19 protein-coding genes are annotated in these 21040 nt (G+C 62.2%); 10 read left to right on the forward strand and 9 right to left on the reverse strand.

Annotated elements, in window-relative coordinates; translation table 11 throughout:
* Window positions 1–2: 2 nt before the first annotated feature.
* From FJ527_RS00785 to FJ527_RS00810, 6 genes are all read right to left on the reverse strand, one after another.
* Window positions 3–1145, reverse strand: a complete 1143-nt coding sequence (locus FJ527_RS00785; protein WP_015316313.1) for an ABC transporter ATP-binding protein — start codon at window positions 1143–1145, stop codon at window positions 3–5.
* A gap of 76 nt (window positions 1146–1221) precedes the next feature.
* Window positions 1222–2319 carry a polyamine ABC transporter substrate-binding protein gene (locus FJ527_RS00790; protein ID WP_023772832.1) on the reverse strand — a complete coding sequence of 366 codons (1098 nt, stop codon included), beginning with the start codon at window positions 2317–2319 and terminating at the stop codon, window positions 1222–1224.
* Window positions 2320–2647: 328 nt separating this feature from the next.
* Window positions 2648–3601 (reverse strand): DMT family transporter, encoded by a 954-nt coding sequence (locus FJ527_RS00795; protein ID WP_015316311.1) that lies wholly within the window; start codon window positions 3599–3601, stop codon window positions 2648–2650.
* Between the two features lie 176 nt (window positions 3602–3777).
* Complete coding sequence (locus FJ527_RS00800; protein WP_140821194.1) at window positions 3778–4335, reverse strand: DUF2167 domain-containing protein; 558 nt, start codon at window positions 4333–4335, stop codon at window positions 3778–3780.
* Window positions 4323–4676, reverse strand: coding sequence for a DUF2167 domain-containing protein (locus FJ527_RS00805; RefSeq protein ID WP_140821196.1), 354 nt, complete (start codon window positions 4674–4676; stop codon window positions 4323–4325). The genes FJ527_RS00800 and FJ527_RS00805 overlap by 13 nt, the downstream gene beginning before the upstream one ends.
* 147 nt (window positions 4677–4823) lie before the next feature.
* Entirely contained in the window at window positions 4824–6272 is a 1449-nt protein-coding gene (locus tag FJ527_RS00810) for a helix-turn-helix domain-containing protein (protein ID WP_140821198.1), read from the reverse strand.
* 223 nt (window positions 6273–6495) lie between these two features.
* On the opposite strand from FJ527_RS00810, the gene aceA reads away from it, so the two are divergent.
* From aceA to FJ527_RS00825, 3 genes are all read left to right on the forward strand, one after another.
* Entirely contained in the window at window positions 6496–7785 is a 1290-nt protein-coding gene (aceA, locus tag FJ527_RS00815; protein WP_023772829.1) for an isocitrate lyase, read from the forward strand.
* A 56-nt stretch (window positions 7786–7841) separates the two neighbouring features.
* Window positions 7842–8084, forward strand: coding sequence for a hypothetical protein (locus FJ527_RS00820; protein WP_006202762.1), 243 nt, complete (start codon window positions 7842–7844; stop codon window positions 8082–8084).
* A gap of 239 nt (window positions 8085–8323) precedes the next feature.
* Window positions 8324–8767 (forward strand): response regulator, encoded by a 444-nt coding sequence (locus tag FJ527_RS00825; protein ID WP_181166258.1) that lies wholly within the window; start codon window positions 8324–8326, stop codon window positions 8765–8767.
* A 73-nt stretch (window positions 8768–8840) separates the two neighbouring features.
* On the opposite strand, the gene FJ527_RS00830 is transcribed toward FJ527_RS00825, so the two are convergent.
* Window positions 8841–9557 carry an HAD family hydrolase gene (locus tag FJ527_RS00830; protein WP_140821202.1) on the reverse strand — a complete coding sequence of 239 codons (717 nt, stop codon included), beginning with the start codon at window positions 9555–9557 and terminating at the stop codon, window positions 8841–8843.
* A 147-nt stretch (window positions 9558–9704) separates the two neighbouring features.
* Here FJ527_RS00830 and FJ527_RS00835 point away from each other — a divergent pair, with 147 nt between their 5' ends.
* The 4 genes from FJ527_RS00835 (at window position 9705) to FJ527_RS00850 (ending at window position 14147) form a co-directional block, all read left to right on the forward strand.
* Window positions 9705–11141, forward strand: a complete 1437-nt coding sequence (locus tag FJ527_RS00835; RefSeq protein ID WP_015316305.1) for a glutamine synthetase family protein — start codon at window positions 9705–9707, stop codon at window positions 11139–11141.
* A gap of 63 nt (window positions 11142–11204) precedes the next feature.
* Complete coding sequence (locus tag FJ527_RS00840) at window positions 11205–11570, forward strand: four helix bundle protein (RefSeq protein ID WP_015316304.1); 366 nt, start codon at window positions 11205–11207, stop codon at window positions 11568–11570.
* Window positions 11571–11602: 32 nt separating this feature from the next.
* Window positions 11603–12889, forward strand: coding sequence for an FAD-binding oxidoreductase (locus FJ527_RS00845; RefSeq protein ID WP_140821205.1), 1287 nt, complete (start codon window positions 11603–11605; stop codon window positions 12887–12889).
* Between the two features lie 376 nt (window positions 12890–13265).
* Window positions 13266–14147, forward strand: coding sequence for an SH3 domain-containing protein (locus FJ527_RS00850; RefSeq protein ID WP_140821208.1), 882 nt, complete (start codon window positions 13266–13268; stop codon window positions 14145–14147).
* Window positions 14148–14166: 19 nt separating this feature from the next.
* Here the strand turns inward: FJ527_RS00850 and FJ527_RS00855 are convergent, their stop codons facing one another.
* Window positions 14167–14913 carry an SDR family oxidoreductase gene (locus FJ527_RS00855; RefSeq protein WP_140821723.1) on the reverse strand — a complete coding sequence of 249 codons (747 nt, stop codon included), beginning with the start codon at window positions 14911–14913 and terminating at the stop codon, window positions 14167–14169.
* A gap of 321 nt (window positions 14914–15234) precedes the next feature.
* On the opposite strand from FJ527_RS00855, the gene zwf reads away from it, so the two are divergent.
* The 3 genes from zwf (at window position 15235) to edd (ending at window position 19302) form a co-directional block, all read left to right on the forward strand.
* Window positions 15235–16707, forward strand: a complete 1473-nt coding sequence (gene zwf, locus FJ527_RS00860) for a glucose-6-phosphate dehydrogenase (protein WP_015316300.1) — start codon at window positions 15235–15237, stop codon at window positions 16705–16707.
* Window positions 16689–17405, forward strand: coding sequence for a 6-phosphogluconolactonase (gene pgl / locus FJ527_RS00865; protein ID WP_140821210.1), 717 nt, complete (start codon window positions 16689–16691; stop codon window positions 17403–17405). The genes zwf and pgl overlap by 19 nt, the downstream gene beginning before the upstream one ends.
* Before the next feature lie 73 nt (window positions 17406–17478).
* On the forward strand, window positions 17479–19302 hold the full coding sequence (edd, locus tag FJ527_RS00870) for a phosphogluconate dehydratase (RefSeq protein ID WP_140821212.1): 1824 nt from the start codon (window positions 17479–17481) through the stop codon (window positions 19300–19302).
* Window positions 19303–19369: 67 nt separating this feature from the next.
* Here the strand turns inward: edd and FJ527_RS00875 are convergent, their stop codons facing one another.
* On the reverse strand, window positions 19370–21028 hold the full coding sequence (locus tag FJ527_RS00875; protein WP_140821214.1) for a VWA domain-containing protein: 1659 nt from the start codon (window positions 21026–21028) through the stop codon (window positions 19370–19372).
* Window positions 21029–21040: the final 12 nt, after the last annotated feature.

The following is a 21040-nucleotide window of genomic DNA, read 5'->3' on the forward strand; positions in this document are numbered from 1 at the left end:
CCCTACCGTGCCAGCACGACGCCGGCGTCGGGCCGGAAAGACACCCAGGCACGGTCGTTCCAGGTCAGTGGATCCTCGGTCACACGGGCCGCGTTCAAGGCGCTTGCCCGCACGATCTGCCCGTCGTCCAGCCTGACGTGATAGACAGTCATGTCGCCGAGATAGGCGATGTCGTAAACCTCACCTTCCAGCGCGTTGACGGCATCGGCCGGCTTCTTAGACGAGACCCTGATCTTCTCCGGCCTGACGGCGAAGACGATATCCGCATTGGCCTTCGCAGCCGCGCCACCGTTCTCGACGACGATCTGAGCTCCGCTTGGACCTGTAATGCGCGTCGTGTTGGCCGCCTGTTCGGCAACCTTGCCCTCGAACATGTTCACGTTGCCGACGAAATGGGCGACGAAGCGCGAGGTCGGGGCTTCATAGACTTCCGGCGGCGTCGCCACCTGCATCACCTCGCCCTTATCCATGATGGCGATGCGATCGGCCATCGTCATCGCCTCTTCCTGATCATGGGTGACGACGACGAAGGTGAGACCAAGCTCCTGCTGCAGATCCATCAGTTCGAACTGAGTTTCCTCGCGCAGTTTCTTGTCGAGCGCGCCGAGCGGCTCGTCGAGCAGCAGCACCTTCGGTCGCTTGGCTACCGAGCGGGCAAGCGCGACGCGCTGGCGCTGGCCGCCGGAAAGCTGGTGCGGCTTGCGCTTGGCGAACTGCTCGAGCTTGACCAGCTTCAGCATGTCGGCGACGCGTTTTTCGATATCCGGCTTCGGCATGCCTTCCTGTTTGAGACCGAAGGCGATGTTCTTCTCGACGGTCATATGCGGGAACAAGGCATAGGACTGGAACATCATGTTGACCGGCCGGCGATAGGGCGGAATGCCGCGCAGATCCTGGCCGTCGAGCAGGATGCGCCCGGCCGTCGGCTCCTCGAAGCCGGCAAGCATCCTGAGCAGCGTCGACTTTCCGCAACCCGATGCGCCAAGCAGAGCGAAGAATTCACGCTCGAAAATGGTCAGCGACAGATTGTTGACGGCGGTAAAGTCACCAAACTTCTTGGTGACATTGTCGAACTGGATATATGGCTTGGCGTTCGGGTCGTTCCATGGCGCGAAGTCCCTGCGGATGCTGCCAAGCGATTTCATATCCCCACTCCGTGCTTTTTTATTCCCCAAAAGAAATCGACCCCGGCAGTTGGCTGCCGGGGTCGCGCCGGATTGCCTACTGGCCGGTGACGATCTTGGTCCAGCTGCGCGTGACGATGCGCTGGGTCTTGGGATCGTAAGGCTGGGTGGTATAGAGCTTCTGCAAGGTCGCGGCGTCCGGATAGACCGAGGGATCGTCGAGCAGCGCCTTGTCCACGAATTGCTGCGATGCCTTGTTGCCGTTGGCATAAAGGACATAGTTCGACGACTTGGCGATCACTTCCGGCGTCATCATGTAGTTGATGAATTCAAGCGCCTCGGCAACGTGCGGCGCGTCGGCGGGGATCGCCATCTGATCGAACCACATCTGGGCGCCTTCCTTCGGCACGGAATAGCCGATTTCCACGCCTTGCTTGGCCTCGACCGCGCGGTTGCGAGCCTGGAACACGTCACCCGACCAGCCGACCGCCAGGCAGATATCGCCATTGGCAAGTGCGTTGATGTATTCGGACGAGTGGAACTTCCTGATATAGGGACGGACCTTGAGAAGAGCTTCCTCGGCCTTGGCGATATCGTCGGGCGACGTGCTGTTGGGGTCGAGACCGAGGTACTTCAGCGCCGCCGGCAGGATGTCGGATGGAGAATCCAGCACATAGACGCCGCAATCCTTCAATTTGGCCAGGCTATCGGGGTTGAAGAAGGTATCCCAGCTGTCGATCTTGTCGGTGCCGAGCGCCGCCTGCACTTTCTTGGTGTTGTAGCCGATGCCGACCGTGCCCCACATGTAATTGACCGAGTATTCGTTGCCGGGATCGTATTTGGCGGTGCGCTCCGTAACCGTGTCCCACATGTTGGAGAGGTTCGGCAGCTTCGACTTGTCGAGTTTCTGGAACACACCGGCCTGGATCTGGCGGGCCAGAAAATTGCCGCTCGGCACGACGACGTCGTAGCCGCTGCCGCCGGCGAGCAGCTTGGTTTCGAGGATCTCGTTGGAATCGAACGTATCGTAAACGACCTTGATGCCAGTTTTCTTGGTGAAATCATCGATGATCGAACTGTCGATGTAATCTGACCAGTTGAAGACGTTGACGACGCGGTCCGCGGCGTGACCGGCGGGCGTCAAAAGCGCCAGAAATACCGAGGTTGCCGAAAGCCAGAGTGCTTTGCGGATCATGCTATTCTCCTTTGGTGAGTGTTCCATTGCCGGCGCGTCGCGACATGCTCGCGCGGCCGGGCATTTGCTTTAGACTGTTGAGCTTTCCAGAGGTCGACGGCCGCCATTCGGCACGCCGCCGACGGCCGCCCGCACGGTCGGGGCGGGAAGGAATTGCGATGCCGTCAGAAGCTTTCGCCGCCGTGCGGTCAGAGATACTAGAATGTGGTCCGGTCTCGATCGGGCCGCCGGGGAGACTTGGCAAGATACGCCTGTCTTGTTGTTGCCGTGTTCCCAGCCTGCCCGGGCGGAAGCGACATTGTCAATGGGCAAAGCTTCGGCGCCCGCATCAATTAGGCGAAGGCACTCCGGTGACCCCAGCCCGCTGAGGCCGCGCCTGGCGCTTGAATTCGAGCCCAATATGGACAAGCAGCGCCGTGACCACCACCGCGCCGCCGACGATGGTGCGCCCGGACGGCACCTCGGAATGGATGAGCCAGACCCATATCGGCCCCAGGATCGGCTCGAACGTGCCGAGCAACGCCGCGATAGCCGCCGGGATCAAGCGCGCGCCAGTGGCGAAGAAAGCAAGACCAAGGCCGAGATTGACCACGCCGAAGACGAAGAGGAAGCCCATGTCGCCGACCGACACCGCGAACGTCGAGGCCTGCGAGGCAGCGAAGCCCGCCGCAAGGATCGTGCCGAGACACGTCGCCGGCGTCATGCGCACGCTGGAGAAGCGCCGGGTGATGACGGTGGCGATCGAGAACATGAACGCGATCAGCAGCGCCAGTCCATCGCCTATGGGCGAGACGGCGCCGTCAACAGATTCAGACACCATGATGGCGACGCCGGCGATGACGGCGACGATTGCTATCCAGGTCGCGACGGTTACCTTTTCGCGGAACAGCGCCCAGGCAAACAGGGCCGCCAGAAGCGGCACGCCGGCTTGCATCAAAAGAATATTGGCGACGGTGGTATAGGCAAGCGCCACCACGAACGAGGTCGACGCAATGGCGAAGCAGAACCCCACCGCAATGCCTGGCAGGCCCATGTCGCGGAATGATTTCAGCATGCCGCGCCAGCCGTCACGCCAGACCATGAAGCAAAGCAGGAAGACGGCAGCCCACGCGGAGCGCCAGAATATCACGGTCCAGCTGTCGCCGACCGTGATGAACCGGGCGATGGTGCCGCCGAAACTCCACATCAGCGCCGACAGGAACACCAGAAGGAAGCCGATGCGCTCCTCGCGCAGCGGGATGGCCGCGGACGTGGCGATCTGCCTTGATGTGGTGTCGGTCATGGGCGCGACTGTCGAGATTTTGAGGACGGCACGATGCGCAGGAGACGACAAGAACGTACCCTGTTCGCGTACCGCAAAGGCATTGGCGAGGCGTGATCCAGTGCAGTGTTCCGTTTGGCGCACTGCCGGCACCCTACCGGCGCGCCCGACAACAGTCAGCAGCGCTTGGGCGACGCCTACGACGTGCGCTTGTTGCCGCGAATGAAGCGCCAGACTCCGGCCAAGGGAACCAGCAAGATCAAACCGAATTTCTTCAGCGCAATGAGCGCCACGGCCAGAAGGCCCGCCTTCGCCGCCAATTTTCCCGCTATGAGGCCACCAATGCCAACTGCCGCAACTGTATCGGAGCCGGGTATGAAATCAGTGTATTTCTTGCCGGTATTGAAGGCGGCGAGGCCAAGGACTTCGTCCAGGCTTTGCCTTATCTCCGGCAATTGCTCCACCGTAGCGATATAACTCATCACAAAAACGCCCTCCTTACCCAGAAAACGGACGTCGTAGTTGAGCGTGTGGACGGTATCGTCTCCGAATTGCAGTTCCTTTGCCCAGTGCAAACGCTTGTTGACCGAGTCGTAGACTGGCGGCGAGGCCCAGCCGATCAGGGTAATGGGAGGAAAGCCATCCTTTGCCCTTTGATCGTTGCCTGACAATGTGTCCGCCTGCATGGTGCGCAGCAACTCGCCGTAGTCGATGGATGCGGCGTCGCCATCATCGACATAGCCTATCTTCTCCATCGCAACTCTATGCCCCAATTGCCATCGGCAATGGGATCATATTTGGCCGGAAAGATCATGCCGACCGAATCGGCAGCGGAACTGGCAGGATTGCCCCAGGCTTCTGTCAAAACAGAGGCAGTGTCTTTCTTGTTAAGAAAATAGAACTTATCGCCAAGGGTCAGGTGTACACCTTCGGCAAGGTCCACCGTGCCGATCTTCGGCTCGATTTTGTCCAGGAAAGCCTTGCCGTCGTCATTGTACCCTTGGTAAGATTTAAAAAAATCCGAGGATTTTTCCGCCTGAGCGGGCCAGACCGAAAGGGCAAGGCCCAAACCAAGCCAAAGAGCTATCCGGCTCATCAATCCCCCCGATCGCTGCACAGATTGTCGTTGATATCTTAACAGCAATGCTTAATCAATATTGCATCCGCTATGTTTAGCGTGACGGCTTATTGTCTTCCTGAGTAGGAAGCAGTCTTCTTCTTCGCGCGGCAAGTCACCACGACATCACTGGAAGTCGAAGGCACTCAAGCCGGTGACCATCTCGTCGAGGCCGAGCGGTCGCGTCACCGGCGGCTCTGCGCGCGCCAGGCAGCCGACGCGCTCGCAAAGCCGGCAAGCGGGGCCGACAGGCGTCGCCGCGACGGTGCCCGCCCCCATCTTCGCGCCGGTCGCCGCGCCAGGCAGCACCGTGCCATAGACGATGTCGTCGCGAAAGCCGATGTCGCAGCCGAGCAGCAGTGCCGTGCGGCGGGGTCGTTCGGAGAACGCGCCTTGCGGCCCCTCCAGCGTGCGGGCGATGCACAGGAACTCGGCGCCGTCGGGCATTTCCACCGCCTCGACGAATATCTGGCCCGGCTGAGTGAAGGCGACATGCACGGGAAGCTTGGCACAGCCCCCGCCGAAGCGGCTTTGCGGAAAGCCCTGGCTGCCGGCCTTGCGGAAGCGGTTTCCCGCATTGTCGATCTCCAGCATGAAGAAGGGCACGCCGGAAGCACCTGGCCGCTGCAGCATGGTCAGCCGGTTTGCCGTCTGCTCGAAGGAAACGCCGAAGCGCGAGCGCAGGACATCAATGTCGTAGCGTGAGCGAACGGCCGCCGCGTGAAAGGGCAGATAGGGCATCATCAGCGCATGGGCGGCGTAGCGGCCGAGTTCGAAGCGGGCAAGGCGGCGCGCCTCGTCCGTGGTCAGCCTCAGTGCCTGGATCTCACTGGCGACCGCAACCGACATGCGGATCAGGCAGGCCTCCATCGCGACTTCACGCAACTGGTCGAACGGCGACAGACGCTCGGACAGGAACAGGCGCTGCGAGTGGCGGTCGTAGCGGCGGCGCCAGTTCGGCATGGTGGCGACCGGGAGAACCTTGACCACGATGCCGTATTCGCGCTTCAGCCATGCCTTCAAGGCGCCAAGCAGGTCGTCGCCGGGATCGAGCACCGACGTGAACGCCTCGGCCTCTTCCTCGATCGAGGCGAAATGGTTCGGTCGCCGCTCGAAAATCTCGCGCACCTCGTCGATCGGCAGGCGGGCGCCAGAGAGGGCGGTCGCCCGGCCCTCGCGGGCCAGAAGCTCGTTGAGATCGGACAGCCGCTCGGCTTGCTCGCGATAGGCGCGGAACAGTTTTATGACCGCGGCGGAGGCGTTGGGCGCCGCCTCGGCAAACTCGATCAATTCCTGGTCTCCCGGCAGTTCGCCGACCAGCAGCGGATCGGTGAACACCTCCTTGAGGGCAGCGACCGATCCCCTTGCCTCGCCCTGAAGCTCATGCGGATCGACTTTGTAGACGGAGGCGAGCTTCAGGATCAATTGCACCGTCAGCGGCCGCTGGTTGCGCTCGATCAGGTTGAGGTAGGACGGCGAGATGCCGAGCCCCTCGGCCATCGCCGTCTGGGTCAGGCCCTTGGCGCCACGGATGCGGCGGATGCGCGGCCCAGCGAAAATCTTCTGGTCAGCCATCGCCAATCCTTGACAGGAATTTACACGCCGCCCGCTGCATCCCGTCTCCTTCGCTTTACAGGATTGACAAATTTACAGCGCCTTGCTGTCAAATACAACACAGGTTTTCTCTTATATCCGCCCGATTTTACTGATTTTTCTAGCCCATGCGGTGCCAGAATGTAAATTCAGTCACATAGAAGCAGCCCGAGAATTGGCTGTGCAGAAATCTTCGGAGTGACCAATGACTGATTTTTACAACCTCGTCCCCTCGGCGCCTGAAGGTCGCTTCGACGGCATTGAACGTCCCTATTCGCCGGAGGACGTGAAGCGGCTGCGCGGTTCGGTGCAGATTCGTCAGAGCCTTGCCGAAATGGGCGCCAACCGGCTGTGGAAACTCATCCACGAGGAGGACTTCGTCAACGCGCTCGGCGCCATGTCCGGCAACCAGGCGATGCAGCAGGTGCGCGCCGGGCTGAAGGCGATCTACCTGTCGGGCTGGCAAGTCGCCGCCGACGCAAACACCGCCTCGGCAATGTATCCGGACCAGTCGCTCTATCCGGCCAATGCGGCGCCCGAACTGGTCAAGCGCATCAACCGCACGCTGCAGCGCGCCGACCAGATCGAAACCTCCGAAGGCAAGGGGCTTTCTGTCGAGACCTGGTTCGCGCCGATCGTTGCCGACGCGGAAGCCGGCTTCGGCGGTCCGCTCAACGCCTTCGAGATCATGAAGGCGTTCATCGAGGCCGGTGCCGCTGGCGTCCATTACGAGGACCAGTTGGCGTCGGAGAAGAAGTGCGGCCATCTCGGCGGCAAGGTGCTGATCCCGACCGCGGCGCATATCCGCAACCTCAACGCGGCGCGGCTCGCGGCCGACGTGATGGCTACGCCCACCTTGGTCGTGGCACGCACGGACGCGGAAGCTGCAAAGCTGCTGACCTCCGATATCGATGAGCGCGACCAGCCCTTCGTCGACTATGATGCCGGCCGCACGGTGGAAGGCTTCTACCAGGTCCGGAACGGCATCGAGCCTTGCATCGCGCGGGCCATTGCCTATGCGCCGCACGCCGACCTGATCTGGTGCGAGACCTCGAAGCCCGACCTGGCGCAGGCCAAGAAATTCGCCGAGGGGGTGCGCAGGCACCATCCAGGCAAGCTGCTCGCCTACAATTGCTCGCCGTCGTTCAACTGGAAGAAGAATCTCGACGACGCGACGATCGCCAAGTTCCAGAGGGAACTGGGCGCCATGGGCTACAAGTTCCAATTCATCACGCTGGCCGGCTTCCACCAGCTCAACTACGGCATGTTCGAACTCGCCCGCGGCTACAAGGCGCGGCAGATGGCGGCCTATTCCGAGTTGCAGGAAGCGGAATTCGCGGCGGAAGCCAATGGCTATACGGCGACCAAGCACCAGCGCGAGGTCGGCACCGGCTATTTCGACGCGGTCTCGATGGCGATCACCGGCGGCCGGTCGTCGACCACGGCCATGCATGAATCGACCGAGCATGCGCAGTTCAAGCCGGCCGCGGAATAGCGACCAGGAAATACCGAGGAAACGCCCAACAGGGCCTCAGACACAGGAGAAGACCAATGGCATCGATAAGCCGCGTCAAGGAACGGGCCGAAGAGCAATCGACCACGATGAGCGTCGACCAGCAGGCGACAATCCGCATGCTGGCCAACGACCTGCACAGGCTCAACCAATCGGTGATGAAGGCGGTCGAGGCGGGCGTCTCGGTGGAGCTCGTGCGCTCCGCGAGGCACCATGGCGGCGACGGCAATTGGGGCGACCTGCTGATCCCGGTCATCGTTACACAACAAAGCCATGGCTGACCCGGAAGCGCTACAACCGGCCATTTGCCCACGCCGCGTATGCGTAGGTGAATTTTATTTTCACGCAACCAAGCTATGGACAGGGCAGTACAGTACTGTTGCTTGAATCCACTGTGTGGGAGACGGTTTCAGAAGTCTTTTATTTCAACTTGACATAGGGTGCGATCTCACGCCAATTGTCCGCAGATTCAACTCTGCATTGAAATAGGGGCAAGATTCTTGGCCGACTTGGGTGCCTAGTGAGTGACGAGGACGAGAGTACAAAACATCTGAATCGGGTGACCCGGGGTTCAAACATTGCGACGATCCGAGATCCTTCGCGGGTGCTTGTTGTCGGGAAGTCGCCGATCAATCGCGTCGTGGTGTCTAAAATCGTCGAGCGTTCCGGGCTCAAGCCAATCTCGGAATCGCCTGAAATGGCGGTGAAGACCTTACGTTCGCTTATCCCCGGGGCGGTTGTCCTCGATGGTGGCCCCGACAACAAAGACTGCGACACGCTGATGTCCAGTATCGACACGTTGCGGCGAGCCGCGGGCAAGGCACTTCCTCCCGTGATCCTGCTTTCAACCAAGAATGACACGCCGGAGAGCCTGGGCCTGGCGCATGTCGTCGACGCGGTGGTGGCCAAGCCGATCACGCCCGAACGGCTGCAACCGGTCATCGATCGCCTGACCGGCCGCTAAAAACGAGTCCAAAAAGGCGAGATCCGTTTTTCCATCCAGAATTGCGCGAAAAAAAGCAGTCGGAGGTCTACGATCAAACTCTGTTGTTGATGCTTTCGACCAGCGCGGGCAATTGGCTGAGATCCGATGTCTGGCGGAAACGCGGCTCGGCGACCGGCGCCTCGACATGTTCGAGCACCCAGGTCAATTCGTGCGGCACATGGACACCCCAGCCGCCGGCCTCGATGGCGGGCAGCACGTCCGACTTTAGCGAATTGCCGACCATCATGCTCCTTGCCGGGCCATCGCCATGGCGGTCGAATAGGCGCGCATAGGTCGCGGCGGTCTTGTCGCTGACGATCTCGACGGCGTCGAACAACTCGCCCAGCCCGGAGCCGGCCAGCTTGCGCTCCTGATCGAACAGATCGCCCTTGGTGATCAGCACGAGGCGGAAGGTGCCGGCGAGCTTCTCGACCGTCTCGCGTGCATGCGGCAAGGGCTCGATCGGATGGCCCAGCATCTCGCGGCCGGCGTCGAGAATCTCCGATATGACGGAAGCCGGCACGCGCCCGTCGGTGACCTCTATCGCCGTCTCGATCATCGAGAGCGTAAATCCCTTGATGCCGAAACCGTAGATCGCGAGATTGCGCCTCTCGGCTTCCAACAGTCGAGCCGAGATCTGCTCCCCCTCGCCATGATCGGCCAGCATGGCGGCAAAGCGCTTTTCCGTCATGCGGAAGAACCGTTCGTTCTGCCAAAGCGTGTCGTCGGCATCGAAGCCGATCGTGGTCAGTTCGTTGCTGGATCTCATCGCCGGCTTCTCGAGTGCGGGAAGACGCCAACCTATGCCGACGGGCAAGCGGTTTTCAACCCGCAACGGCAAATGCCCGCGGCGGCTCCCCTTCCCTTCGGTCGCACGGCACGGCTATACTTGAAAATCCGCAACCCAATCTGGTGAATGATGCCGCCTGCAAAAAAGGAAGTCCGTCCGTCGAGCCGCGGAGGACGGGCGCGCACGCCTGCCTTCGTGAAAAACCTGCGAGGTGTGAAGAACTGGAAGGAAGTCAGCGATTGGCTGGAATGGCGCGGCATCGAGGATATCGAATGCATCACGCCTGATCAGGCCGGTGTGGCGCGCGGCAAGATGATGCCGTCGAAGAAATTCACTTCCAACACCTCACTGGCGCTGCCTTCGGCGGTCTTCATGACGACGATTTCCGGCGGCTATCCGGAGGACGGCAACGGCTTTCACTATCCGGAAGACGACGGCGACCTCAAGCTGATGCCGGACCTGTCGACATTGACCGTGGTGCCCTGGGAGGAAGACCCGACGGCCGCCGTCATCTGCGACCTCGTCCATCAGGACGGCCGCTCGGTCGAGTTCACGCCGCGCAATGTGCTGAAGCGCGTGCTCGCGGCCTATGACAAGCTTGGGCTGAAGCCGGTCGTGGCACCCGAAATCGAGTTCTACCTCGTGCGCAAGAATCCGGACCCGGACTATCCCCTGACCCCGCCTGTCGGCCGCTCGGGGCGCGCGATCGGCGGCGGCGCCGGCTATTCGATCGCCGGCGTCAACGAGTTCGACGAACTGATCGACGACATCTACCATTTCTCCGAAAGCCAGGGCCTGGAGATCGACACGCTCATCCACGAAGAGGGCGCCGGCCAGCTCGAGATCAATCTGCGCCACGGCGACCCGATCGAGCTCGCCGACCAGGTGTTCATGTTCAAGCGCACCATTCGTGAAGCCGCGCTCAAGCATGAGATCTACGCGACCTTCATGGCCAAGCCGATTCAGGGCCAGCCGGGCTCCGCCATGCATATCCATCAGTCGATCGTCGACAAGAAGACGGGCAGGAACATCTTTTCGGCCGAGGATGGTTCGGAGACCGAGGATTTCTTCCATTTCATCGGCGGCATGCAGAAACACGTGCCGAATGCGCTGGTTATGTTCGCGCCCTACGTCAATTCCTACCGGCGGCTGACGCAGGCGGCCTCTGCCCCGGTCAACAACAAATGGGGTTACGACAACCGCACAACGGCGTTCCGCGTGCCGCGTTCCGACCCTGCGGCGCGGCGCGTTGAAAACCGCATCCCGTCCTCCGATGCCAATCCCTATCTGGCGCTGGCGGCTTCGCTTGCCTGCGGGTTGATTGGCATCACCAGGAAGATAAAGGCCGAGCCTCCCGTGCTGACCACTGCCAACGCACACGAGATCGATCTGCCGCGCAGCCTGCTCGAAGCCGTCGACCTGTTCGAGGGCGACGAGGAACTCTGCGCATTGCTGGGCAAGTCCTTCGCCGCCACCTATGCGGCGATCAAGCGGGCGGAATTCGAAACGTTCATGGAAGTGATCAGTCCGTGGGAGCGGGAATATCTGCTGCTGAATGTTTAGGGGAGTAAGGCAGTAGGGCAGTAGGGCAGTAAGGCAGTAAGGCAGTAAGGGGGGTGGCAGACGATGGCGAAGATCGAATCGTACAGGGATCTGATCGTCTGGCAGCAGGCCATGGACCTAGCAGTATCAGTCTACGAGGCGACAAAAGCCTGGCCGAAAGAAGAACTCTATGGCGTGACTGCTCAGCTACGCAGGGCAGCCACCTCCGTGCCCGCCAACATAGCTGAGGGTTACGGACGGGAAAGCCGGGCTTCCTATCAGCAATTTCTCAGGATTGCGCAAGGATCACTCAAAGAATTGGAGACCCATCTGCTGATCGCGCAACGCGTCGGCATCACCTCGCATGAGATAGCCCAACCGCTGATGAACCGCAGCGAGAGTGTGGGAACGCTCTTGCGGCTTCTAATCCGCAAATTGTCACCCGAGTAGTTTATCTACTGCCCTACTGCCCTGTGAGCATCATGAACTACCAATCCCCCATTTCCCCCGGCCGGTCCTGGTATGAGGACACGGCCGGGCCGCGGCCCGAATATCCAGCGCTCGACGGTGATCGGACCTGCGACGTCGTTATTATCGGCGGCGGCTTTACCGGCCTGTCGGCAGCGACGCATTTGGCCAAGGCCGGTACTAGCGTCGTCCTGATCGAAGCATATCGTTTTGGCGACGGCGCTTCGGGGCGCAATGGCGGCCAGCTCGGCACCGGGCAGCGTGCCTGGGCCGAGGACCTGGAGGCCGAATACGGTCTGTCCCGCGCCAGGGCGCTGTTCGATCTCGCCGAAGAGGCGAAGGCGCATCTGCTCGACTTCGCCGCCATCAACCAGATCGACATCGACTACATGCCGGGCCAGCTCTCGGTCGCGCACAAGCCGCGCTATGTCGACGACTACAAGGCGCATGCCGAAATCATGGCCGGCCGCTTCTCATACCCGCACATCTCCTTCATGGATGCGAAGGAGACGGCGGATCGGCTGGGGTCGAGCGCTTATTTCGGCGGCACGCGCGACACCGGCACCGGCCATATCCATCCGATGAAGCTGGTGATCGGCACGGCGCGGGCGGCGGCACAAGCTGGCGCCCACTTGTTCGAAGGAACGCCATCGACCGCCATCGTCTCGGCAGGCGGCAAGGTCAGGGTCTCCACGCCAAGAGGGACGATCTCGGCGCAAAAATGCCTGATCGCGGTCAACGCCTATGGCGGCACGCTCGAGCCGGTGAGTGCCGCGCACATCATGCCGATCGGATCCTTCATCGGCGCGACCGTGCCGCTGGGGTCGGATTCGAACGTGTTGCCGGGGGGCGAATCGGTCGACGATTCCCGCTTCGTCGTGCGCTATTTCCGCAAATCCAGGGATGGACGGCTGCTGTTCGGCGGACGCGAGGTCTATGGCGTCAACGATCCCAAAGATATCCACATCCACATTCGCCGCCAGATCGCGGAGCTCTATCCGGCGCTCAGCGATGTCCAGATCACCCATGGCTGGGGCGGCTATGTCGGCATCACGGTGCCGAGGAAGCCATTCGTGCGCGAAGTGATGCCGAATGTGATCTCAGCCGGCGGCTATTCCGGTCACGGCGTCATGCTGTCGAACTTCTTCGGCAAGCTCTATGCCGAAACCATCACTGGCAACCGCGACCGGCTGAAGCTGATCGAGGACCTGAAAATCCCGCCATTTCCTGGCGGCCGCCGGTTCCGGGCGCCGCTGCTTTTCCTTGCGCTCAACTGGTTTGCGCTGCGGGACAGGATCTAATGCGTCGCGCAAAGTGACCTTTGGGAAGAACGACATGCACAAAACAAGATCCAAGTGCGTCGTGGGGCCTTTTCCGACGCGACGTGCTTAGGCTGGGATTGGATCGCCGTTATCGCTGCGATCACGAACTCATGTAATATTGTAATATTCATGTAATATTTGTTGCCCGGGCGACACATTGCGGAATTGTCGGCAAAAGCGCAGAATCCTTGCTAATGGCGTACTGACGCCACAATCGCGGGCGAAAGGTCCGCATCTGGGCGATTGTTCGGGGATTGTTGCGGGCTCGCCCGCGTTTTGGGACCGATGCTGATCGAACGCGTGACTTGCGATATTAGATCGAAAGAACACCGGCCCGCTTATGGAGGTGGCAAGAGTGAGAGAGCCCTTCAGTTTCGGTGCTCCGGAACGTCGGCGCTTCGCCATGCAGTTCGGCTATGACATGCGCCCGTCATTCTGGCAGGGAGTCCGTTCGAACTCGCACCTGGTTATCGCGGCAATAGGCACCGCGGCACTGCTTGGCGTTGCCGCAGTGGCGCTCTGGCTGGCGTTGCCGACCGGCGAGAGGCAAGCAGCCGCCAGTCCCGAGCAGAGCATTCCGACCATTCCGGTGAAGACGACGAAAGTTCCCTCCTCGGGGACGACGGTGACGGTGGCGGCCGTGACGCCGCAGGCGGAGCGCAAGTCCAGCCAGGTGTCACCGACCAAGGCAGCGGCGGCGGTGGACATACCAGCGCTTGCCGCCAATGATCCCCGCTGGACAGGGGCGCAGCCGAAGGCTGCCGCGGCAACTGATCCCGATCAAACGGCGGCTCCCAGCCAGGTAGCCAAGCAGCCCGAGCCGGCGCCTGGCAAAACAGCGGCGGCATTCGCGCAATCGTCTACCGGTACCGATGCCACCGACGAGCTTGCCAAGGTCGCCGCGCCGACCCCGCCTGTCAATAGCAGCAATCCCGATGGCGCGCAGACCGCCGCCATTCCGGAGACGCAGCCGCAAGCACCGGACCAAAAACCCGCGAATGCACAAGGCGAGGACAACGCAGCCAAAGCGAAGCCGCGCAAGGTGGCGGCGACGGGCAACGGCCGTATTCTCAGGGCTGTGACCATGCGCGGTGCTCCGAAGAAGGGGGCCACCCCCATCGGTACGATCCCTGCCCGGACCTCGGTGCAACTGATGGGCTGCAAGCAGTGGTGCGAGATCGTCTACAACGGCAAGCACGGCTGGGTGTACAAGAGCTACGTCAAGCCCGGCACGTAATATCCGACGATCGCCGCGTTCAGATGCAGCGCCCCCCGTCGACCTCCAGCGCGACCCCGGTGATGAAAGCGGCCTCGTCCGAGGCCAGCCATAAAGCCGCGTTGGCGATATCGAGCGGGGTCGACAGCCGCCCGAGCGGGATCGAGGCGCGGAATGCCTCGCGGATCTCGGGCGTGTCGGCGCCCATGAATTTTTCAAGCATCCCGGTCTCGCCGGCAACCGGGCAAAGGCAGTTGACGCGAATGTTCCTGGGCGCGAGTTCCACCGCCATCGACTTGGTGGCGGTGATCGCCCAACCTTTCGAGGCATTGTACCAGGTGAGGCCGGGCCGCGGCCGCAATCCTGCGGTGGACGCCGTGGTCAGGATGACACCGCCACCTTGCCGCTCCATGATCGGCACAACCGCAAGGGCGGCGTGATAGATCGCCTTCATGTTGACTGATGTGATCAGGTCGAAGGTTTCCTCGTCGACCTTGAGCATGTCGCCATTGCGATGGGTGAACCCGGCATTGTTGACCATGATGTCGATACGGCCGAAGGCGCTTTTGGCGGCATAGACCATCTCGTCGAACTCGGAGCGCAACGAAACGTCGGTCTGCGTCCAGATTGCCGCCTCGCCGATCTGATCGGCGACGCGTTTCGCACCCTTGGCGTTGAGATCGGCGACAACGACCCTGGCGCCCTCTTCCGCGAAGCGCTTGGCCATGCCTTCGCCGAAACCCGATGCCGCACCGGTGATAATGGCGACCTTGTTTTCCAGACGCATGCTTTTCCCGCTCATGGATTTCCTCGATATCACTGCACAGCTTGCACAAGGGCCGGCGACCGATGCGATCGATGCCGCACGGATGGCGCGCCGATTTCTCCCTTAGCTTTCGTCACATTCACGTTCTATGCTGCAACTGCGAAAGCTTCCGGAGTCTTCGTTCACCGACAAGCCTCCCGGCGGCGCCAGTGTCAAGCGCACACGTGGACCGACGCAAAATCCAGCGGTTGGTCCCCGATGTGACACCATGGCACTGGAAAATTTAAATCGATTAGAATATATCAGCCGCGTATTTGCGACCGGCGTCAAAGCGGACAGACCATGACCAGCCAGATCATCCCCGTCGACCCTTTCGACTTCATCATTTTCGGTGGTACCGGCGACCTGTCGGAACGCAAGCTGCTGCCGTCGCTCTACTATCGCCAGCGCGACCATCAATTCTCCGAGCCGACGCGCATCATTGGCACATCGCGCTCGAAAATGAGCGACGAGGAGTTCCAGGCTTTCGCCAAGCAGGCGATTTCGGACCATGTCAAGCCGGCCGATATCGATGCCAAGGAGTTGAAGACCTTCCTCGCCCGGCTTTCCTACGTTCCGGCCGATGCAACGAGCGGCGCCGGCTTCGACAAGCTGAAAAAGGCGATCGGCGAAAGCGACCACATCCGCGCCTTTTACCTGGCCGTGGCGCCGGCGCTGTTCGGCGACATCTCGCACAAGCTCAAAGAGCACAACCTGATCACGCCGAATTCGCGCATCGTGCTGGAGAAGCCGATCGGCCGCGATCTAGCCTCGGCGCAGGCGCTCAACGACCTGGTCGGCGACGACTTCCACGAAAGCCAGATTTTCCGCATCGACCACTATCTCGGCAAGGAGACGGTGCAGAACCTGATGGCGCTGCGCTTTGCCAATGCGCTGTACGAGCCGCTGTGGAATTCCGCCCACATCGACCACGTGCAGATCACCGTCGCCGAGACCGTGGGCCTGGAAGACCGCGTCACCTACTACGACAAGGCCGGTGCGCTGCGCGACATGGTGCAGAACCACATGCTGCAGCTGCTTTGCCTCGTCGCCATGGAAGCGCCCTCGTCGATGGACGCCGACGCGGTGCGCGACGAGAAGCTCAAGGTGCTGCGGGCGCTGAAGCGCATCAACGGCAACGAGGCGCCGAAGCACACCGTGCGCGGCCAGTACCGCGCCGGCGCCTCGGCCGGGGGACCGGTGAAAGGCTATGTCGAGGAACTCGGCAAGGACAGCAACACCGAGACCTTCGTCGCCATCAAGGCCGAGATCGGCACCTGGCGCTGGGCGGGCGTTCCGTTCTACCTCAGGACCGGAAAGCGGCTGGCGACCCGGGTTTCGGAAATCGTCATCGAGTTCAAGCCGATCCCGCATTCGATCTTCGGCGACAGCGGCGCGGGGCCGATCTTTGCCAACCAGCTGGTCATCCGGCTGCAGCCGGACGAAGGCGTCAAGCAGTTCATCATGATCAAGGACCCAGGCCCGGGCGGCATGCGGCTGCGCCAGATCTCGCTCGACATGAGTTTCGCGCAGTCGTTCGACGGCCGCGCGCCCGACGCCTATGAACGGCTGATCATGGATGTAATCCGCGGCAACCAGACGCTGTTCATGCGTCGCGACGAGGTGGAAGCCGCCTGGAAGTGGATCGACCCGATCCAGAATGCCTGGGAAGGCGCCAAGCAGGAAGCGCAGGGCTATACGGCAGGCACATGGGGGCCGTCGGCCTCGATAGCGCTGATCGAACGTGACGGGCGGACATGGCACGAGAGCAATTGAACGGCGCCAGCTACAACTGGAACGCTTTTCCCGACCGTCCGCAACTGGCCTCGGCGCTGGCTGGCCGCGTCGCCGATGCCTTGACCAAGGCGATCACCGGGCGCGGCACGGCATTGCTGGCGGTCTCCGGCGGCACGACACCGGCAAAGTTCTTTGCCGCGCTCTCTGCGGCGCCGATCGCCTGGGACAAGGTGATCGTGACGCTGGTCGACGAACGTTTCGTGCCGGCCTCCTCGCCGCGATCCAATGCCGGGCTGGTTGCCGCCAACCTGCTGCAGAACGCGGCCAAGGCGGCCCGCTTCGTTCCGCTCTACCACGAAGCGGTCGGCATCGAGGATGCCGCGGCTTCCGACGATGCGGCCCTGCGATCCCTTCCCTGGCCGCTCGATGTCGTGATCCTCGGCATGGGGCCTGACGGCCATACCGCCTCTTTCTTTCCCGACGCCGACGATCTGCCGAAGCTGCTCGACCCCGCCTCGGACAGGATCATCCTGCCGGTTCACGCGGCAAGTGCGGGTGAGCCTCGGCTGACCCTGACCCTGGCGCGGATCATCGACGCCGGTTTCATCGCGCTGCACATCGAGGGCGAGGACAAGCGCACCGCCTTCGACGGCGCGGCCGCGCCCGGGCCGCGAAAGCCTATCCGTGCCGTGCTCGACGCATCGCCCAAGCCCGTGGAGGTTTTCTGGGCGCCCTGATTTCAAGTTTACAAGTGGTCCCGGCAACGGCGGGAGGATGTTTCCGGGACCTCGCCTGAAAGGACCTGATCCCATGACCGCAAGACGCGACATCGAAGCCATCACCGAACGGATACGCCAGCGCTCCAAACCGGGCCGGGAGCGCTACCTCAGCCGTATCGCCGAAGCGTCGAACCAGACCGCCAACCGGTCGGTGCTGTCCTGCGGCAACCTTGCCCATGGCTTCGCGGTCTGCAGCCCCTCGGAAAAGCTGGCGCTAGGTGCCGACAAGGTGCCCAATCTCGGCATCATCACCTCTTACAACGACATGCTGTCGGCGCATCAGCCCTTCGAGACCTTCCCTGCCCTGATCAAGGAGGCCGCGCGCGAGGCGGGCGGCCTCGCCCAGGTGGCCGGCGGCGTGCCGGCGATGTGCGATGGCGTCACCCAAGGCCAGCCCGGCATGGAGCTGTCGCTGTTTTCGCGCGACGTGATCGCCATGGCAGCCGCGATCGGCCTGTCGCACAACATGTTCGACGCCGCCGTCTATCTCGGCGTCTGCGACAAGATCGTCCCGGGTCTGGTGATCGCCGCATTGACCTTCGGCCATCTGCCGGCGGTGTTCATTCCTGCCGGCCCGATGACGACGGGCCTGCCCAACGATGAAAAGGCCAAGGTCCGCCAGCTCTATGCCGAGGGCAAGGCAGGACGCGCCGAACTCCTGGAAGCCGAGTCCAAGTCGTATCACGGCCCGGGCACCTGCACCTTCTACGGGACGGCGAACTCCAACCAGATGCTGATGGAGATCATGGGCCTGCACACGCCGGGCGCGTCCTTCGTCAACCCCGGCACGCCGCTGCGCGACGCCTTGACCCGCGAAGCGACGAAACGGGCGCTGGCGATCACCGCGCTCGGCAACGCCTATACGCCGGTCGGACGGATGATCGACGAACGTTCGTTCGTCAATGGCGTCGTCGGCCTGCATGCCACCGGCGGCTCGACCAACCACACCATCCACCTGATCGCCATGGCGGCCGCCGCCGGCATCGCGCTGACCTGGCAGGATATTTCCGACCTCTCGGAAGCGGTGCCTCTGTTGGCACGTGTCTATCCGAACGGGCTTGCAGACGTGAACCATTTCCATGCCGCCGGCGGCCTCGGCTTCCTGATCCGCGAACTGCTCGACGAAGGCGTCCTGCACGAGGATGTGCAGACGGTGTGGGGCGAAGGCCTGCGGCCCTATGCGGTCGAGGCAAAGCTCGGCGCCGACGGCGGCGTGCTGCGCGAGGCTTCGCCGCGCGCAAGCGGCGACGAAAAGGTGCTGGCGCCGTTCAACAAGGCCTTCCAGGCGACGGGCGGCCTGAAGGTTTTGGCGGGCAATCTCGGCCACGCCGTCATCAAGACATCGGCCGTCAAACCGGAGCGGCGTATCATCGAAGCGCCGGCCAAGGTGTTCGACAGCCAGCAGGGGCTGAACGACGCCTTCAAGGCGGGCACACTCACCGGCGACTTCATCGCCGTTATCCGCTTCCAGGGTCCGAAGGCCAACGGCATGCCGGAACTGCACAAGCTGACCACCGTGCTCGGCATCCTGCAGGATCGCGGCCAGCGCGTCGCGCTGGTCACCGACGGGCGCATGTCGGGCGCCTCCGGCAAGGTGCCGGCGGCAATCCATGTGACGCCGGAAGCGGTCGAGGACGGGCCGATCGCGCGGATCCATGACGGCGACATCATCCGCCTCGACGCCGATGCCGGCACGCTGGAAGTGCTGGTGCCAGGCACCGAATTCGCGTTGCGCCGCACGGCCGAAGTCGATCTCATCGGCAATGAATTCGGCTTTGGACGCGAGTTGTTCGCCGGCTTCCGCCAATTGGTGGGCCGCGCCGATCACGGCGCCAGCGCGTTCGGCACTGCCTGACGCATTCTGTCCGGCATGAAAAAGGGCGGCTCGTGGCCGCCCTTTTTGCCGGTCGAAATCGCAATCCTTATTGCACCGTCAGTTCAACCCGCTCTCCGGCCTTCACGGTCACGGCGCCTTCCTTCTTGCTGTTGTCCGACTTCTCCGAAACCACGGCGTAATCGCCGGCCGCTATCGCGGCCTGATACTTCTCGTCATAGGCATAGCCGATCGACTTGCGATTGCCATTGATGTCCTTCTTCGTCTCGAAGATCTCGATCTTGGAGGTGCCGGGCGCCGTGATTGCCAGCACGCCGGCATTCATGGCGACCTTGAGGTCCTGGAACTCGCCGACCTTGACGCTGAAAGGCTGTTCCACGATGGCGAGATCGACCGTCGCGATCAGCACATAGTCATCGGGCGGCAGATCGAACTTGCTGTCGGGGCCATAGGCATAGGTGACCTCGTCGCGGGTGCCATCGATCTTCTTCTTGGCCTTGAGCACCTTGAAGCCGATGCCTGAACCGTCAGCCTTGTCGCCGCCGGCCACATAGTATGCGTTGGCAACGACATGGCCGACGCCGACGATGATGTCCTTGTCGATCACCCTGCCCGCGGCGAGCGGGATCGTTTCGGTGACCACGCCCTGCCCGATCGTGACGGTCACTTTCTCGTCGCCGGCCGGCAACACGACTTTCGTGTCTCCATAATAGGTCGGAGGGTTGTCGACGCCCGGATAGGCGATCACGACAGCCGCCCCGCTGGCCACATCGGCACCTTGGCTCGGACGCGGATGCAGGATGAGTGTGCCGGCATTCAAGGTGAACAGCGGCTTGTAGACCTGGCCCGCCTCGATCTTGATCTTCTGCTCCGTCTTGGCCTCACCGTCGCGCGCGACGACGATGTAGTCGCCCGGTTCCAGATTGGCTTTGTAGTCGCCGTATTCGGTGGTGACGTTGTCGCCGCGCGTGCCGTCCGATTTGGCCTTGTAGACTTCCCAGGCATTGCCGTCGGTGACAGGATCGCCGCCCTCGGCCAGCACCACGGTCGGCATGAAATTGAACTCGGGCTTCGCCGGCTCGGGCGCTGGTGCCGGAGCGGGGGCCGGTGCTGGCTCGGGCGCCGGTGCCGCGACGGTCTCGACCAGCGCCTCCTGCAGCGCCTTCTCATCGGAAGCCTGGATGTATTTGCCGCCGGTATTGTCGGCGAGGCAGGCAATCTGCTTACCTTCGTCGGCGGTCAGGCCGAAGCCGACGACGTCGGCGGTGAAATCGACGCCGGAGGCTTCGAGTTCCTTGCCCAGCGCACAAGGGTCGCCGCCGCACGTTTCCAGCCCATCGGTGATAAGAACGACAGTTGCCTTGTCCTCGGTGTAATTCAGCGCTTCGGCCGCCTGCTTGACGGCTGCCGTCAGCGGCGTCTTGCCGAGGAACTTCATGCTGTCGGCGGCTGCCGAGATGGCGCTTGCCGAGCCCGCCTGGGGCGGCACGATCAGTTGGATGTCGTCGCAGCTGCCTTTTTCGCGATGGCCATAGGCCATGAAGCCGATCTCGTCGTCGGCGGGAACCGATTGAAGCACGGTCCTCAGCGATTCGCGGGCGATTTCCAGCTTGGGCTTTCCGTCGATCTGCGCCCACATCGATCCCGACGCGTCGAGGATGATGATGACCTTGTTGGCGGCAAAGCCGAATGTCGTCGTCGACAAAAGGAGGATCGCCGCAGCGACGCTCCGCGCAAGTATCGCCATCGAAATCTCCTG

This window comes from Mesorhizobium sp. B2-4-18 (assembly GCF_006441385.1).
GTDB classification, from domain to species: domain Bacteria; phylum Pseudomonadota; class Alphaproteobacteria; order Rhizobiales; family Rhizobiaceae; genus Mesorhizobium; species Mesorhizobium australicum.

Bases quoted from the DNA above. Each gene is read 5' to 3' on its own strand.
- FJ527_RS00785 (WP_015316313.1), bottom strand. From the start codon at position 1,145: ATGAAATCGCTTGGCAGCATCCGCAGGGACTTCGCGCCATGGAACGAC.
- FJ527_RS00790 (WP_023772832.1), bottom strand. From the start codon at position 2,319: ATGATCCGCAAAGCACTCTGGCTTTCGGCAACCTCGGTATTTCTGGCG.
- FJ527_RS00795 (WP_015316311.1), bottom strand. From the start codon at position 3,601: ATGACCGACACCACATCAAGGCAGATCGCCACGTCCGCGGCCATCCCG.
- FJ527_RS00800 (WP_140821194.1), bottom strand. From the start codon at position 4,335: ATGGAGAAGATAGGCTATGTCGATGATGGCGACGCCGCATCCATCGAC.
- FJ527_RS00805 (WP_140821196.1), bottom strand. From the start codon at position 4,676: ATGAGCCGGATAGCTCTTTGGCTTGGTTTGGGCCTTGCCCTTTCGGTC.
- FJ527_RS00810 (WP_140821198.1), bottom strand. From the start codon at position 6,272: ATGGCTGACCAGAAGATTTTCGCTGGGCCGCGCATCCGCCGCATCCGT.
- aceA (WP_023772829.1), top strand. From the start codon at position 6,496: ATGACTGATTTTTACAACCTCGTCCCCTCGGCGCCTGAAGGTCGCTTC.
- FJ527_RS00820 (WP_006202762.1), top strand. From the start codon at position 7,842: ATGGCATCGATAAGCCGCGTCAAGGAACGGGCCGAAGAGCAATCGACC.
- FJ527_RS00830 (WP_140821202.1), bottom strand. From the start codon at position 9,557: ATGAGATCCAGCAACGAACTGACCACGATCGGCTTCGATGCCGACGAC.
- FJ527_RS00835 (WP_015316305.1), top strand. From the start codon at position 9,705: ATGATGCCGCCTGCAAAAAAGGAAGTCCGTCCGTCGAGCCGCGGAGGA.
- FJ527_RS00840 (WP_015316304.1), top strand. From the start codon at position 11,205: ATGGCGAAGATCGAATCGTACAGGGATCTGATCGTCTGGCAGCAGGCC.
- FJ527_RS00845 (WP_140821205.1), top strand. From the start codon at position 11,603: ATGAACTACCAATCCCCCATTTCCCCCGGCCGGTCCTGGTATGAGGAC.
- FJ527_RS00855 (WP_140821723.1), bottom strand. From the start codon at position 14,913: ATGCGTCTGGAAAACAAGGTCGCCATTATCACCGGTGCGGCATCGGGT.
- zwf (WP_015316300.1), top strand. From the start codon at position 15,235: ATGACCAGCCAGATCATCCCCGTCGACCCTTTCGACTTCATCATTTTC.
- pgl (WP_140821210.1), top strand. From the start codon at position 16,689: ATGGCACGAGAGCAATTGAACGGCGCCAGCTACAACTGGAACGCTTTT.
- edd (WP_140821212.1), top strand. From the start codon at position 17,479: ATGACCGCAAGACGCGACATCGAAGCCATCACCGAACGGATACGCCAG.
- FJ527_RS00875 (WP_140821214.1), bottom strand. From the start codon at position 21,028: ATGGCGATACTTGCGCGGAGCGTCGCTGCGGCGATCCTCCTTTTGTCG.